The sequence below is a fragment of the Blautia sp. OM06-15AC genome (genome assembly GCF_003481425.1).
GTDB classification, from domain to species: Bacteria; Bacillota; Clostridia; order Lachnospirales; family Lachnospiraceae; genus Fusicatenibacter; species Fusicatenibacter saccharivorans.
In genome coordinates, this window is the sequence record NZ_QULD01000014.1 from 25,132 (window position 1) to 40,380 (window position 15,249).

14 protein-coding genes and 1 riboswitch are annotated in these 15,249 nt (G+C 50.5%); of the genes, 4 read left to right on the forward strand and 10 right to left on the reverse strand.

Annotated features, from left to right (window positions below):
- Positions 1-51 precede the first annotated feature (51 nt).
- Both DXB83_RS14525 and DXB83_RS14530 read right to left on the reverse strand, forming a co-directional pair.
- Entirely contained in the window at positions 52-924 is an 873-nt protein-coding gene (locus DXB83_RS14525; RefSeq protein WP_022463211.1) for a glycerophosphodiester phosphodiesterase family protein, read from the reverse strand.
- Positions 921-1,868 (reverse strand): diacylglycerol/lipid kinase family protein, encoded by a 948-nt coding sequence (locus tag DXB83_RS14530; protein ID WP_055228514.1) that lies wholly within the window; start codon positions 1,866-1,868, stop codon positions 921-923. The genes DXB83_RS14525 and DXB83_RS14530 overlap by 4 nt, the downstream gene beginning before the upstream one ends.
- Before the next feature lie 335 nt (positions 1,869-2,203).
- On the opposite strand from DXB83_RS14530, the gene DXB83_RS14535 reads away from it, so the two are divergent.
- Complete coding sequence (locus DXB83_RS14535) at positions 2,204-3,766, forward strand: PucR family transcriptional regulator (protein WP_118697783.1); 1,563 nt, start codon at positions 2,204-2,206, stop codon at positions 3,764-3,766.
- Here the strand turns inward: DXB83_RS14535 and DXB83_RS14540 are convergent.
- Together DXB83_RS14540 and DXB83_RS14545 are read right to left on the reverse strand one after the other, a co-directional pair.
- Entirely contained in the window at positions 3,702-4,223 is a 522-nt protein-coding gene (locus DXB83_RS14540) for a phosphatase PAP2 family protein (protein ID WP_055221420.1), read from the reverse strand. The two genes, DXB83_RS14535 and DXB83_RS14540, sit on opposite strands and share 65 nt — an antisense overlap.
- A 2-nt stretch (positions 4,224-4,225) precedes the next feature.
- Positions 4,226-4,882 carry an NAD(P)-dependent oxidoreductase gene (locus tag DXB83_RS14545; protein WP_147399381.1) on the reverse strand — a complete coding sequence of 219 codons (657 nt, stop codon included), beginning with the start codon at positions 4,880-4,882 and terminating at the stop codon, positions 4,226-4,228.
- A 190-nt stretch (positions 4,883-5,072) separates the two neighbouring features.
- Here DXB83_RS14545 and DXB83_RS14550 point away from each other — a divergent pair, with 190 nt between their 5' ends.
- On the forward strand, positions 5,073-5,957 hold the full coding sequence (locus DXB83_RS14550; protein ID WP_117805007.1) for an N-acetylmuramoyl-L-alanine amidase: 885 nt from the start codon (positions 5,073-5,075) through the stop codon (positions 5,955-5,957).
- 67 nt (positions 5,958-6,024) lie between these two features.
- Here DXB83_RS14550 and pcrA read toward each other — a convergent pair whose 3' ends face one another.
- Positions 6,025-8,253 (reverse strand): DNA helicase PcrA, encoded by a 2,229-nt coding sequence (gene pcrA, locus DXB83_RS14555; protein ID WP_118697785.1) that lies wholly within the window; start codon positions 8,251-8,253, stop codon positions 6,025-6,027.
- Positions 8,254-8,432: 179 nt separating this feature from the next.
- Here pcrA and DXB83_RS14560 point away from each other — a divergent pair, with 179 nt between their 5' ends.
- Positions 8,433-9,053, forward strand: a complete 621-nt coding sequence (locus DXB83_RS14560; RefSeq protein WP_117510256.1) for a DUF1836 domain-containing protein — start codon at positions 8,433-8,435, stop codon at positions 9,051-9,053.
- A 60-nt stretch (positions 9,054-9,113) separates the two neighbouring features.
- Here the strand turns inward: DXB83_RS14560 and DXB83_RS14565 are convergent, their stop codons facing one another.
- The 5 genes from DXB83_RS14565 to DXB83_RS14585 form a co-directional block, all read right to left on the reverse strand.
- Positions 9,114-9,413, reverse strand: a complete 300-nt coding sequence (locus tag DXB83_RS14565) for a YerC/YecD family TrpR-related protein (RefSeq protein ID WP_022463203.1) — start codon at positions 9,411-9,413, stop codon at positions 9,114-9,116.
- 96 nt (positions 9,414-9,509) lie between these two features.
- A complete protein-coding gene (locus DXB83_RS14570; protein WP_118697786.1) occupies positions 9,510-10,397 on the reverse strand; it encodes an AraC family transcriptional regulator in 888 nt (295 codons plus the stop codon).
- Between the two features lie 21 nt (positions 10,398-10,418).
- Positions 10,419-11,888, reverse strand: a complete 1,470-nt coding sequence (gene xylB, locus DXB83_RS14575; protein ID WP_118697787.1) for a xylulokinase — start codon at positions 11,886-11,888, stop codon at positions 10,419-10,421.
- Positions 11,889-12,012: 124 nt separating this feature from the next.
- A complete protein-coding gene (locus tag DXB83_RS14580; protein ID WP_118595540.1) occupies positions 12,013-13,479 on the reverse strand; it encodes an L-fucose/L-arabinose isomerase family protein in 1,467 nt (488 codons plus the stop codon).
- A gap of 109 nt (positions 13,480-13,588) precedes the next feature.
- Positions 13,589-14,206 (reverse strand): DUF4867 family protein, encoded by a 618-nt coding sequence (locus tag DXB83_RS14585; RefSeq protein WP_055221409.1) that lies wholly within the window; start codon positions 14,204-14,206, stop codon positions 13,589-13,591.
- A 152-nt stretch (positions 14,207-14,358) separates the two neighbouring features.
- Positions 14,359-14,468: riboswitch (TPP riboswitch) on the forward strand.
- Between the two features lie 65 nt (positions 14,469-14,533).
- Here DXB83_RS14585 and DXB83_RS14590 point away from each other — a divergent pair.
- Positions 14,534-15,202 carry an energy-coupled thiamine transporter ThiT gene (locus tag DXB83_RS14590; protein ID WP_055221407.1) on the forward strand — a complete coding sequence of 223 codons (669 nt, stop codon included), beginning with the start codon at positions 14,534-14,536 and terminating at the stop codon, positions 15,200-15,202.
- Positions 15,203-15,249 lie beyond the last annotated feature (47 nt).

Below are 15,249 nucleotides of genomic sequence, written 5' to 3' on the forward strand. Positions count from 1 at the left end.
CGAGGTTTTTCTCTTCAACCTGCTGAAATTATAGCACACCGAAAACCGAAGTCAATAAGCTTTATTATTTTTTAAGAAACAATTCATCGGTTTCTGAAAACCGTCCTTGGGATGGAAATGTTCAAAGATCGCCGCATCGAATTTTTTCCGTGTCCGGTTATATACATGCTCATCTTTTACCGTCCATGCAAATGCCGGTGTCCGAAACAGCATACGGTCGATCAGGAAGCCCGGGCAGTCGGCATAGCGGTGGTCGTAGGCGATAAAATCCGGTTTCCCGATAAAATTCAGCATCAGATGACGCGCCATTATCCGCAGGATCAGATGCACCTTATCATCCTTTGAAAAACGGCCGGAAAGCTGGCCGCGCAGCGTCTGCGGCATGTGGCGGCGGCACCAGCGGAGGGCCAGGCTGTTGAAGGATTCCATGCAGAACATACCGGTGTACCCCTCCATCTCCTTCTGAAATCCCGCACAGACCGCCGTGGAAAGTCCCGGCATCTTGATTTCGATTAAAAGCGGCACGCGGCCGTCTACCGTCTGCAGTACCTCACGAAGCAGCGGAATCTTTTCCGTGCTGTCGCCCAGATGGAACTGCTGGAGTTCCTCATACGTATAATCGCTGATTTTTCCCTCGTTTCCACACATCCGCTTCATCGTGTCGTCGTGGAACACCACAATCCGGCCATCCTTTGTGATCTGAATATCCAGCTCGATGGCATATCCCTGCTCCGCCGCGCGGGCAAAAGCCGGAAGAGAATTCTCCGGAACTCCCTCCGCCGCGTTCCACAGACCGCGGTGCGCATAATTCCATTCCGCAAATTTCAGACATTCCTGCCGTCTCGATGTAGCCGGCAGAATGGAAAAGAAATAACCTGCTGCCAGGACGGCAAGCACTGCAAAAAATATGATCCAGAACATCATCTTTCCATCCCTTCTTTCACCCAGTCGCCCAAAAGGCGGAGACGCTCCGTTTCCAGTCCGATCCTTTCCTCCGTGCGGTGTCCGCCCGATTCTCCGTCCAGGTGGACCGGTTCCGCGCGGTCTGTCTGAAAGGAAAGGCTGCTGCACCGCTCCATATGTACCTCAGGAAATCCTGTGTGGCGTCCAAACAGCGCCATCGGCAGAAGATAGCTGACTTTCCATTTGGCAAGATTGGAAACCACCATCACGTCGAGCAGATCATCTGTCCCGTCCGCCTCCGGGCAGAAGCAGAAGCCGCCGCCTTCGTACGGAAAATTCATTGCCACTGCAAAAAGAACATTTTCAAACGAACGGTGTTCTCCGTTTTCCAGAGCTGCATCCAGCGTGAACGGTTCGAGATAAAAGAGCTGCCGCAGTGCAATCATCACATACGTAAGTTTTCCCAGATGCAGCCGGTTCAGCGTATTCTTGATTTTTGATGCCAGCGCCTCGTGGCAGATGCCTGCATCAAAACCGATGCCGGTGCTGACGAGAAATCTCCGCTTTTGGCTGCCAAGAAGCGCCGTTCCAATGTTGATCTCCTTTTCCTCCCCTTTCAGCACAGCTTCCAGCGCCTGCAGCGGATCGGAGGGAATTCCGGCACCGCGCGCAAAATCGTTGCCGCTTCCCGTTGGAATATAACCGAACTTTACATCCGACAGGCTGGTGATTCCATCGACCGCCTCATTCGCCGTACCGTCTCCGCCGATCGCCAGAAGGACATCATCGGGATTCCATACCCCTTTCGCGGTCAGCCGTGCTGCCGTCTCCCGTGCGCTTCCGTGATACTTTGTCGGATATACACGAAATTCCGTCCTGCGCCGCTCAAGCTCGCCCTCAATCACCGGCCACAGCTTCTCGCCGCGCCCCGACCGCGATTTTTTATTTACTATAATATGATACATCAAAGTCATACCTTCCTTTTTCTTCTGTAAAAAACCACTTCAAATCACCTGAATCATGTTCTTACGCAGCGAAACAACAAGTGTTTCACTGCTGAGTGAACAGTAACCAAATCAGCCATATTGTAGCAGTTTTCCCCGCAAACCACAACTATCTTCACAAAATCTTAACTTGTTGCCGCCGTAAAAATTCCCGCACCCCTGTCTTTTCTTTCTTGACAGACCTTTTTGTTCTGCTAAAATAAAAAGTACCGCGGTTTCGTCCGCAGAACGTCACTCATTTCTGAGGAGGTTTTTATGAATTTTTACGATATGACACGCGCAGGGAGGATGATACGATGAAGCTCTCCCCCGCATTTCTCGCTTATAAACTAAGCAGCGCTTTTTCGGTTCTTGCACCGGAAAACCTGCCGCTCTCCGGCACACTGGAGCTGCCTGTTCTTTATCAGACAGGCTCCGCAGCCACTGCGCACCGTGTCTTTCTCTGCACAGAAGAACAGATCGGCTCTCTTTCCTCCCTCCCGGAAGAAAGCAGCTCCCTTTTTCTTCTCTGTACCAAAGAACTGCCGGAGGAACTTCCGGCTCCGGTTTCGATCGCCGTTAAGAGCAGCGTATCCGCTGTTTTTTCGTTCCTGCAGGAGCTTTTCTGGACGTACGATTCCTGGCAGAAGGAGCTGATGCAGGCACGGCTCGACGGAAAATCGATCCAGCATCTTTTAAATCTCTCCCTGCCTGTTTTTGCCCACCCCCTGATGGTGGTCGGCATGGATTTTTCCATCATCGCCGCAGCGTCCGAAGAACCTTCCTTTTTTCCCGAGAAGGTGTTTGGCTCCCTCGATGCAACGCGCCCGCTTCTGCTCTCCTTGACAGAAAGCAGCGAATACGCGTCCGTCCGCGATCTCGATGGATGGTTCCGCTTTCCGGATCACGTAACGGGACTTGGTTCCCTCTGCGTCAACATCACGCAGCATGGTCAGAGCGCCTACCGCCTGCTGCTCCTCGACACAAAAAAGGATCTTTCTGATTCCGAAGGCTTTCTTCTTGAATTTCTTGCAGAAATGATCCATCACGCCTTCCTGCACAATGTGATGCAGAAAACCTCGCCGGCGCAGTCGCTTCACACCGTGCTGCTCCGTGCCCTCGACGACCGGATGGCCGACTATATTGCGGTCAGCCAGGCTCTCGATGCGCTCGGCTGGCATTCCCGCCACACCTACTGCTGCCTCTATCTGCAGCTCTCCGATATGGATCAGAAAAACCTGACGGCAAACTCGGTCTGCGCCTATCTGGAAAATATTCTGACCGGCTGCTCCGCGTTTCCGCACGGCGGCGGTATCGTTGCGTTCTTTAACCTCACGCTGTCCGATTTTTCCATGACCGATCTGATGGAACGCATGGTGCACTTTGTGGAGGACAGCTCCTTAAATGCCGGCTTTTCGCGCTGCATGAACGGCCACATGAATCTGCGCCGCCAGTATATCCAGGCAAAAATCGCCCTGCAGTTCGGCACGCGAAAATACCCGGACAAGCGGATGCATCCGTTCAACGATATCTCGTTTGACTACATCCTCGATCAGGCAACAAAAAAGCTCCCAGGCTACATGCTGTGCCATGAGAGACTTCTCTTTCTGCAGGAGCACGACGACAGCTCCGGCAGTGACTATATGCGGACGCTCCGCTGCTATCTGGACAACCACTGCAATGTCGTCCAGACGGCGCGTGAGCTTTTTATCCACCGCAGTACCCTGCTCTACCGCCTGGAAAAGATCAAGGAAATTTTAGAATCTGATCTTTCCAGCCCGGATGAAATTCTGTATCTGATGCTTTCGTTCCGTTTTATCGACCTCGAGAATGAAGAAGAAAACCGTTCTGGATCTTCGCAGCCAGAAAAGCACAGATAAAACCAACCGCAATTCCCGCCAGGACATCGGTCGGGAAATGCACAAACAGATACAGTCTGGAAAATGCAATCAGGCAGGCCAGAATCAGTGCGGCAGCCCCTTCTTTTTTGTGCATCACAAAAATAGAGACTGCCGCCGCAAACGAGGCTGCCGAATGGCCTGATGGGAAGGAATAGTCCTTCGGAGCGGCAACCAGCAGCTTTACCTGCTCGTCAATCCAGCACGGACGCGGGCGCGCTGCCAGCGGCTTTAACACCAGATTACATAAAATCAAATCTAAAATCAGCGCGATCGCCATTCTTACACCGCATTTCCGGTATTTCGGAAGGATTAAGAAAACGGCGGTCAGCGCAATCCAGATCCATCCCGCATTTCCAAGTGAAGTAATTCCCACCATCACCCGATCGAGCACTGCATTGTGAAGATGCTGCAGTGCATATAAAATTGAAAAATCCATTCTTACCCCTCTCTGTAAAAAATGGGCATTTTTCTGCTGTACATCTGCTGATCGGCGGCCGCCTCGTACAGAAATTCCGCCAGGGCCTCTCTCGAGTATCCAGGCCGGAACTGGCTGCCGTCCAGCGAAATACTGCAGTTCTGCCCTACCTTTTTCACTTTCCCGTCTCTTCCCGGACACGTCCGCACCAGTGTCCAGTTCAGATCGCTCCGTGCCAGAACCTGTCCCATCTTCTGCATATCTTTATAGACACCTGGCCAGAAAATCTGCAGGAATTTCGTACTCATTCTCTGGTATTTGTCCTCGCAGTCTCCAAACGCATGAATGCAGACATGGCCTACCGTCACAAACCGCGTTTTTCCAAGCTGCTTCATGGCCGAGAGAATCATCGCGTTTCCGTCAGCCAGCGGTGTCTCCTCTTCTTTTACATGTTTCACACGCATCGGAGTCAGCACGCTGATGACTGCATCCGCTTCCAGCAGTGCCTCCAGTACGCGTTCCCGGTTCTGAAGGCTTCCCTCAATCACGGTCAGATTTTTTCTCGGCCAGATCGCTTTTGCATCCGGCACGTAGGCGGTCACCTGTGCGCCGTGAAGAAGCGCCGTGTTGGTCACATACTGCCCAAGCAGTCCCCCCAGACTGAATATTGTAATTCTCATGAAATCCTCACTCTCATCTGTGTGTCTTTTGTATCCTCCGCAGATTTTTTGACACACTTTCCTAATGTTATCTCCTATTCTAACACACCGCCCGTATACGATACAATGAAATAAAACTAAAAAAAGTATAACCTTTTTCGTCCTTTCTTCATATCGTAAGTAGAACCGTATTTTCAGGAGCTTTGATCTTATGCCCTATACTATCGTAATCGATGCCGGACACGGGGGAAGTGATCCGGGCGCTGTCTATGAGGGACGCAGGGAAAAGGATGACAATCTTTCCCTCGCCATCGCGGTCGGCGAGCTTCTTTCCCGGCAGGGTGTCTCTGTCATTTATACCCGCACAACCGATGTTTATCAGACGCCGTTTGAAAAGGCGCAGATGGCCAATCAGGCGGATGCCGACTTTTTTATTTCTTTTCACCGGAATTCTTCGGAGGAACCGAACCAGTATACCGGCGTGGAAACGCTTGTCTATGACAACTCCGGCATCAAACAGACAATGGCAGAAAACATTAACGGCGCGCTCTCGGAGCTGGGATTCCGGAATCTCGGTGTCAAGGCACGGCCAGGGCTCGTTGTTCTGCGGCGGACGAAAATGCCGGCTCTTCTGATTGAAACCGGCTTTCTGAACAATGAGCAGGACAATACGCTCTACGATGAAAAGCTGGAAGAAATCGCCCGCGCCATCGCGGATGCAGTGCTTGGAACGCTGGATCTCGAGACGGTCACGGAGGCTGACCGGCGCGCTGCGGAAACGGAGGCCGCCCGTCCGTCCGTTTCAACAGCGGATACCGTCACTGCTTCCGCTTCGCCCCATCCCACGCCGCCGGAACAGGAAAATCCTTCCGATACACCGGAAACCTTCTACCGTGTCCAGACCGGCCTTTTCCGCATCCGCCAGAATGCCGACCGTATGCTTTACGACCTTCTCGACCAGGGCTATCCCGCTTTTCTTCTCGCCGAGGACGGCTTTTTCAAAGTCCAGGTCGGCGCTTACCGCCAGCTCGGAAATGCCATTCTGATGGAACGCCGCCTGCGCCGCGACGGCTATTCCACCCTGATTACCACCTGAGCGTCTGACGCATCAGTCGAAAAAAGAGCGTGCCGGAATTTTATTTTCCGGCACGCTCTCGTTCTCCTTATAACTTTTTCAGTTTTGCAAACGAAGCAAACATTTTCTTCGTACCAGCCTGGTCGAAGTTGACGGTAACTTCATAATCTCTTCCGCCGTCCACGATATCCGTGACAATGCCGACACCGAACTTGATATGGCGCACCGTATCTCCGATTTCGTAATCGAGTTTCGTCGCCTTCTGCGCGCTGAAGGTTTTCGCCTGCTGCGGCTTCTCGCGGAATGCCTGCTTCATCGCCGCATAGACGCTGCCTCTCGTAGGAATGTCCATCTTCGGTTTCCGGTCTTCGATCTCCCCGCGCTCCCGCTCCAGGGAAATCAGCTCCCGCGGAATCTCTTTGACAAAACGGGACATCTTGTTGTACTGCACTTCGCCGCGGATCATTCTCTGGCGCGCACACGTCAATGTCAGATGCTGCATCGCACGCGTGATGCCCACGTAGCAGAGACGGCGCTCCTCCTCCAGCTCCGACGGATCATCCCCGGTGATCGTCATGTAGCTTGGGAAAATACCATCCTCCATGCCGGCAAGGAATACGTTCGGGAACTCCAGTCCTTTTGCAGAATGCAGTGTCATCAACAGCACGTAATCGCTCTCCTCATCCACCGAGTCGATATCAGACACCAGCGCAACCTCCTGCAGAAAACCACCGAGAGATGGCTGTTCGGCGCTCTCCTCATAATCCGCAATCTTTGAAATCAGCTCGTCGATGTTCTCGATGCGGGCTGCCGCTTCTTCGGTTCCCTCCGCCTGCAGATCTGCTACATAGCCGGTCTCCTCGATGATTTCATTCAGCAGCTCTTTGACCGACAGATAATCTGCTTTCGCGCGGAGTACCTGTAAAAAGGACGTGAAGGATTTAATCTTATTTAAAGACCGCATCAGCCCCGGCACATACTCGGCCTCGAGAAGCGCATCGTAGAAACGGATGCCCTGCTCTGCCTCCCAGTCCTGCACTTTGTTGATCGTCGCCGCTCCGATACCGCGCCGCGGAACGTTGATGATACGCAGTACCGCAAGGTCATCCTCCGGGTTCTCGATCACACGCAGATACGCCAGCAGATCCTTGATCTCGCGTCTCGCATAGAAGTTGACACCGCCCACGATTTTATATGGAACATTTGCAAGCAGCAGTTTCTCCTCAAAAAGGCGGGACTGTGCGTTGGTACGGTAGAGAATTGCATAATCACGGTACTTCTTTCCCTCCGTGCGGACGCCGCGCGTGATTTCTCCTGCCACGTACTCCGCCTCCTCAAAACCGCTCTGGAACTGCCGCAGATCGATCAGGTCACCCTCCGGATTCTCTGTCCACAGGCGTTTTGCTTTTCGTCCCTGGTTATTCGCAATCACTTCATTTGCCGCATTCAGAATATTCTGCGTGGAACGGTAATTCTGCTCCAGTTTAATGACCTTCGCATCCGGGAATACATGCTCAAAGCTCAGAATATTTTCAATATTCGCCCCGCGGAATTTGTAGATCGACTGGTCATCATCGCCGACAACGCAGAGATTGCGGTATTTTGCCGCCAGAAGGCTCACAAAGCGGAACTGAACCGTGTTGGTATCCTGATACTCATCGACCATGATATAGCGGAACTGCTCCTGATAATAGTCGAGCACTTCCGGGAACTGCTGGAATAATTTTACGGTCTGTACCAGCAGATCATCGAAGTCCATTGCATTGTTTTTCTTTAACTCTGCCTGATACTCCGCATAAACTGCCGCATACTTCTGCAGCTTCCAGTCGATTCCCGCGTCAATCCGGTACTGGTCCAGCTCGATCATCTCATCCTTTGCGGACGAAATTGCCGCCATGATCGCACGGTCGCGGTACAGTTTCGGATCCATCTGGAGCCGTTTCATGATGTCCTTGATCAGCGATTTCTGGTCATCGGTATCGTAAATTGCAAAATTGTTGGCGTATCCCAGACGTTCAGCATGGCGGCGCAGAATCCGCACGCAGCTGGAATGGAAGGTGCTGACCCAGATCCGCTCCGATCCGTATCCCACGATTTTATCGACACGCTCACGCATTTCTCCGGCGGCCTTATTCGTAAAGGTGATCGCCATAATATTCCATGGATTGACGCCTTTGTCCCGGATCAGGGAGGCGATGCGGTGCGTCAGTACCCTCGTCTTTCCCGAACCGGCACCTGCAAGGATCAGAAGCGGCCCTTCGGTGTGCTCCACAGCTTCCATCTGCATCGGGTTTAATCCTGTTTCTGTCTGATTCATGTTCTTTCTCCTTCATCTGCTTCGAATCTTTTCACATGCATCTCAGTATATAACAAATCCGCCCCGGTTACAAGTAAGAACGAACATACGTTGCATTTTTATCATGGAAACTTTTTTTCGCAAAGTCCTTGCTATCTGGTATTAAAAACTATATAATGGGAACCGTGAGGTGATAACAAATGACGATAGACTCAGATAAAATTCTTCATGATTTACTGAATTCACTGGATTCTCTCGAAGGCATCCGCCCGGGGGAAATCCCGAACATTGCTTTATATATGGACCAGGTCACGACCTTTATGGACGCACAGCTCGCTTCTTCGCGCCGCTTCGAGTCCGATAAGGTTCTGACAAAAACAATGATCAACAACTATGCAAAAAACAAGCTGCTCCCGCCGCCGGTCAAAAAGAAATATTCGCCGGAGCACATGATGCTTCTGGTTTTTATTTACTACTTTAAAAACATCCTCTCGATCACGGATATCCAGACACTGCTCGCCCCGATCACCGATCGGTATTTCGGCACGGAGAGCGGCTTTTCCATCCAAGATATCTACGACGAAATTTTCCAGATGGAAAAAGAAGAAATTGCATCCGTAAAAGAAGATCTTCTGAAAAAAGCGGATGTATCCAAGTCCATGTTCGGCAGCTCACCGGAGGAGGACCGGGAATTTCTCCAGCTCTTTTCGTTTATCTGTCTGCTGAGTTTCGATGTCTATCTGAAAAAACAGATGATCGAGCACATGGTGGATGAACTGGCATCCCTCGCGGCGCCTTCTGATCCGAAAAAGAAAAATTAAGAACAAACGTGTAAAATCAAAAAAGACGGCTGCGTTGGAATCGCACCGTCTTTTTTGATTTTACACATTTTCTTTCTTTTCCATCCGTTCAAACACCATCTCATATCCGTCGTTTCCATAGCTTAAGGAACGGTTCACGCGGCTGATCGTCGCCGTGGATGCTCCCGTCTTTTCGGAAATTTCCAGATACGTTCTCTTCTCCCGCAGCATTTTCGCCACTTCAAACCGCTGCGACAGCGAAAGCAGTTCATTGATGGTGCATACATCCTCAAAAAAAGTATAGCATTCTTCCTTATTCTTCAGACACAAAATTGCCTCAAAAAGCTGGTCTACTGCTTCTGAATGAAGTTTCTTGTTCATTTCAAGCCCTCCTGTACGAAAATTAAGTCCCCATCTCATTCTTATAACTCGGAATACTACCATTTTAGCACAGTAAAGTGTGAAATACAAGTCCTTTTATCCCTGCATCAGCAAAGCCTGTACCATCGACTCCCGCTGTCTGCGGTAATCGCTCGGCGAACAGGCCTTTACCGTCTTGAAGGTACGGTTGAAGGCACTTAAAGAAGAGAATCCGGAATTCATCGCCACATCCGTGATACTCATCTTTTTGTCGTACAGAAGCTCCTCTGCGCGTTTGACGCGTTTAGAATTGAGGTACTCATAGAATGTCATGTTCATGTACTGCTTGAAAATTCTGGTAAAGTGGAACTTGGAAAATCCGCTGACCGTAGCTACTTCCTCGAGAGAAAGATTCTCCATGTAATGGACATTGATATAACGGCAGACGCTTAAAACAGCCTCTATATATTCCTGCTGTTTCATTGCCCCGAACGTATTCTGCGCGTTGGCATCCGAAAAGCCCTTGCGGCCAAACTCTGAAAAAAGCTCTTTGAGGCCGGTGCAGATTCTGTGCGTCATCACTGCGCCCTCATTATCGTATTCCCGCACCAGTTCCAGAATCTGGCTGCGTAGAAACAGATAGAAGGGATCTTCCTCATCCTCTTTTTTGAAGTAGATGGCCGGAAGCCGCAGGAAAATCGTTTCCATTTCTTCCTGATTCTCCACACAGCCCGGTTCCACCAGCATGACAATCCGTTCTCCCTGGGATACGAATCTCATTCCGTGTACAACGCCGGAATTGATCATAATGATGTCGCCCTCTTTGAGATTATAGCTGTCTTTTCCGACAACAACCTCATATTCGCCTCTGGTCGGCATGATAATTTCAATTGCGGTATGCCAGTGCTTCGGATAGCCTTCTGTCACGGTGTTGTGAAAGATTTCAAACGCCGGCGGGTTTGCTGCATTCCGGTCAAATGTTTTCCCATGTTCCACTTTCTTCATCTTATTTCTTACCTCTTTTTATTACAGCAGCTCTGTAAACAGATCTTTTACGGTCGGATAAATCTTTGCAAATTTCTGATACTGGCGCTCATATTTCTCAACCAGTTCCGGTTCCGGCTCGATGGTCTCTGTCACACGAACAATTTTTTCTGCCGCCTCTTCTACGGATGAAAAGACACCGCAGGCAACGGCTGCCAGCATGGCTCCGCCAAGTGCCGGGCCTTCCTCGGACTCAATACGGTCCACTTTGATGTTCAGCACGTTTGCGATCATGCGTCTCCACAGCGGGCTCTTTGCACCGCCTCCGCAGATTTTCGTTCTCTCGATCTGGATGCCGAGGGATTTTGCTACCTCAAAGGAATCGCGGATCGCAAAGGCAACGCCCTCGAGAACAGCCTGGGTCATATCCTCTCTTGTGGTGTCCATGGTCAGGCCGATGAAGGTTCCTCTTGCATCCGGGTTGTTGTGCGGGGAACGCTCGCCCATCAGATACGGCAGGAAGAAGACATTATTCTCGCCAAGTTTTGTGATGTTCTCCTGCTCTTTTGTATATTCTTTTGTGCGGATGATTTCATCCATCCACCATTTGTTGCAGGAAGCTGCACTCAGCATGCATCCCATCAGGTGATAGTGGCCGTCTGCGTGTGCGAATGCGTGCAGGGCATTGTGGCTGTCTACGCCGAATTTGTTGCTGGAAATGAATACGGTTCCGCTTGTACCAAGGGAAACGTTGCACATGCCGTCGCCTACGGTTCCGGTTCCGACTGCGGCTGCTGCGTTGTCTCCGGCTCCTGCTACAACTTTACAGGTCGCCGGCAGTCCAAGTTCTGCTGCTACTTCCGGTTTTAAGGTTCCGACAGCGTCAAAGCTCTCATGGAGCTCCGGCAGCATCTCTAGGGAAATACCGCAGATTTCTGCCATCTCTTTGGACCAGTATTTGTTCTTGACATCCATTAGAAGCATGCCCGATGCATCGGAGTAGTCGCTTACGAATGCGCCGGAGAGACGGTATGCCAGGTAATCTTTTGGAAGCATGATTTTGCAGATTTTTTCGAAGTTATCCGGCTCATTTTCTTTCACCCAGAGAATCTTCGGTGCGGTAAAGCCTGCAAATGCAATGTTTGCGGTGTACTCGGAGAGTTTTTCTTTTCCGATTACGGTGTTCAGATAATCGGTCTGTTTTGCGGTACGGCCGTCGTTCCAGAGGATCGCCGGGCGGATGACGTTATCGTTCTCATCCAGGATGACAAGGCCATGCATCTGGCCGCCGAAGCTGATGCCGGCTACCTGGGATTTGTCTACGTCTTTTACCAGCTCGCGGATTCCCTCTTTGCTCTGCTCCCACCAGTCTTCCGGTTTCTGCTCAGACCAGCCTGGATGCGGGAAATACAGCGGATACTCTCTCGATACAATATTTACAATTTTGCCTTCCTCGTCCATCAGAAGCAGTTTGACAGCGGAAGTACCAAGGTCAACACCAATAAAATACATGTCGAATCTCCTTTTTCTACTCTTTTTCAAAAAGGGCGGCAGCAGACCTAGATCTCTGCTCCGCCCTTTTGCTTATGCGTTACTGCATATCTTTCTTATTTTTCAGTGAATCTTCCGTAACGGATTAGCCCCACGGATTCTCTGTCGGGTAACGAACACCCTTCGGCTGGTTGTAGCCGATCTCATCTACTTCAACACCGAGCATTTTGAATACTTCGAATAACGGTTTTCCGAAGTGTCCGAATGCTACTGCGCCGTGATGCGGATAGTTTTTCTCTACCAGTACGTGACGGTAGAATCTGCCCATCTCCGGAATAGCGAAGATACCGATGCTTCCGAAGGAACGTGTTGCTACAGGAAGAACCTCGCCCTCTGCGATGTATCCGCGCAGTTTTGCGTCAGATGTGCTCTGCAGACGATAGAAGGTGATGTCTCCAGGAACGATATCTCCCTCGAGGGTACCCTGTGTTACTTCTTCCGGAAGGGTTCTTGCCATGATCATCTGATATTTCATAGAGCAGAATGCCAGTTTGGTGGAAGCGGTATTTCCGCAGTGGAATCCCATGAAGGTATCTTTTAAGGTGTAATCAAATTTGCCTTTTATTTCGCTCTCATACATATCCTTCGGAACGGTGTTGTTGATGTCGAGGAGTGTTACGGTGTCTTTGGATACAACGGTTCCGATGAACTCGGACAGTGTTCCGTAGATATCTACCTCACAGGATACCGGGATGCCCATCTTGGTCAGACGGCTGTTGACATAGCAAGGAACGAATCCGAACTGTGTCTGGAATGCCGGCCAGCATTTTCCGGTCAGGGTTACGTATTTTCTGGAGCCTTTGTGTGCTTCGATCCAGTCTAACAGGGTGATCTCGTACTGAGCCAGTTTCGGCAGGATTTCCGGTTTCAGGTTTCCTTCGCCGAGCTCTTTTGCCATATCTTCTACGACTGCCGGGATTCTCTCGTCGCCTGCGTGTTTGTTGAATGCTTCAAACAGGTCAAGCTCGGAGTTCTCTTCGATTTCTACGCCGAGGTTGTACAGCTGTTTGATCGGTGCGTTACATGCCAGGAAGTTGGCCGGACGCGGTCCGAAGCTGATGATTTTCAGGTTCTTAACAGCTACAACTGCAGTTGCAACCGGTACGAAATCTTTGATCATGGCTGCTACGTCTTCTGCATCGCCAACCGGGTACTCCGGAATGTATGCGTGCAGGTTGCGCAGTTTCAGGTTGTAGCTTGCATTCAGAACGCCGCAGTATGCATCGCCGCGTCCGCCTACAAGGTCGTCGCCGGTCTCTTCTGCTGCTGCTACTACCATGCAAGGTCCGTCGAAGTATTTTACAAGCAGGGTTTCCTCGGTCTCCGGTCCGAAGTTTCCAAGGTATACAACAAGTGCATCACACTCTGCTTTTTTCAGGTCTTCGAGTGCGTTCATCATGTCGATTTCATTCTCGACGATGATTGGACATTCGTAGATTTCTCCGTCGTATGCTTTTACGACTGCTTTTCTTCTGTTCTCGGAAAGGCTGTTCGGGAAGCAGTCACGGCTTACTGCAACGATACCTAATTTGATTTCCGGTGTATTGTTGATCATTTTTGAAGATCCTCCTTTTTTTGGTTTTCTTGGTTTTTGGTTTCTTTTTATGTTCAGAACTGCTCTTTTGGGGCAGTGTTTCTGATTTCTGGTTTTGTCTCTGGTTTTATTTTACCGAGAGGTTTTCTCCTTTGATGCCTGCTACGCTTCCAGCGATGTTTGCATCCGGGTGGCTTAAGAGCCATTTGTTTCTGGCGAAGAGCAGATCGTCTTCCGGGGTGTGTTTTTCTTCCAGGGTGATGTCGGTATTGGTTCCTTTTGGAAGGACTACGACGCATTTGAAGCCGCTGGCTGCCACGTTGCATGGTGCGTAGTGGAGGGTGGTTGCGTAGACTTCAATGGTGGTTCCGGCCGGGATTAAGAAGGCCTCCATTTTGGATGAGTCGTAGGTGTGGTCTTCGGTGATGTCCTGTTCTTTTCCGAGGATCAGGATCAGGTCGGTTACGGCGATGTTGATTTCGCTGTCGCGGTGGTATTCTACGGCGTTCAGTAAATGGTTGTGGCCGTTGCAGTAGCCGATCTGGATCGGCATGCCGCCGTAGAGGCTGTCGGATACGGACTGGGCGCTTTTGCAGGCTTCGAGGCTTTCAATGGAAGGCTCGTAGACTACGTCGTCGGGACATGGGGTCTCGGACATGGCGGTGATGATGTCGCTGACGTCGAGGTCTTTGATGACTTTGCCGTACTGGCGGAATGCTTCGTCTGTTACTTTCAGAATCTGCATTGTGTTGGTGCTCCTTTCGTACAATTAGTTTAATGATTGAACTAATTGTAATATAGCACTTGTATGTACTTCTTGTCAACATGTATTTGGATGAAAAAACGGGTAGGTTGACAAATAAGGGGGAGGTTGGTATACTTTAATACGTTAAAATAATAAGACGCTAGGGGAGCCTTTGGCTGAGAACGTGGGACAGGGATAAGCTCACGGACCCTCACTACCTGAACGGGATAATTCCTGCGTAGGGAAGCTGGAACGTGGTTTCGGAGGTGATTCGGGACTGTGTTTTTATGTGAGCCCCTCCAAGCGGAATGCGAAGGAGGTTTTTTTATGAGTTTTTTTGTTACTGCTGACGGCGGACTGACGACGGCCGGTTATGTTGGATGCGTGGTGCTGATGGTGGCGCTGGTGGTGATTGCTTCGGTTCTTTCTGCTCAGAAGAGTAAGGGGACGGGAATGGATGCAAGGAAGCTGGCGTTTTGTGCGATGGGGATGGCGCTGGCGTTTGTGACTTCGTATGTGAAAGTGTTTGAGCTGCCGTACGGGGGATCGGTTACGTTGTTTTCGATGCTGTTTATTGTGCTGATTGCGAACTGGTATGGGGCGAAGACGGGTATTCTCGTTGGTTTTGCTTATGGACTGCTGCAGTTTATCCAGGGGCCGTATGTGCTGTCGCTGTTCCAGGTGTGCTGTGATTATGTGTTTGCGTTTGCGGCGCTGGGTGTGGCCGGATTCTTTGGAAAGAAGAAAAACGGGCTGCTGATCGGGTATATTGTAGCTGTGCTGGCGAGGGGATTTTTCCATACGTTAGGCGGGTATCTGTACTGGATGGATTATATGCCGGAGAATTTCCCGCAGTCTTTAAAGGCGCTGTATCCGATTATTTACAACTACAGCTATCTGCTGGCTGAAGGTGTGCTGACGGTGATTCTGATCTCGCTGCCGCCGGTGAAGAAAGCACTGCAGACGGTTGCAAGAACAGCACATGGTGCAAATTAAATAGAATTACGTGAAAAAATCCGGGAACGCATGATTTTGCGTTTCCG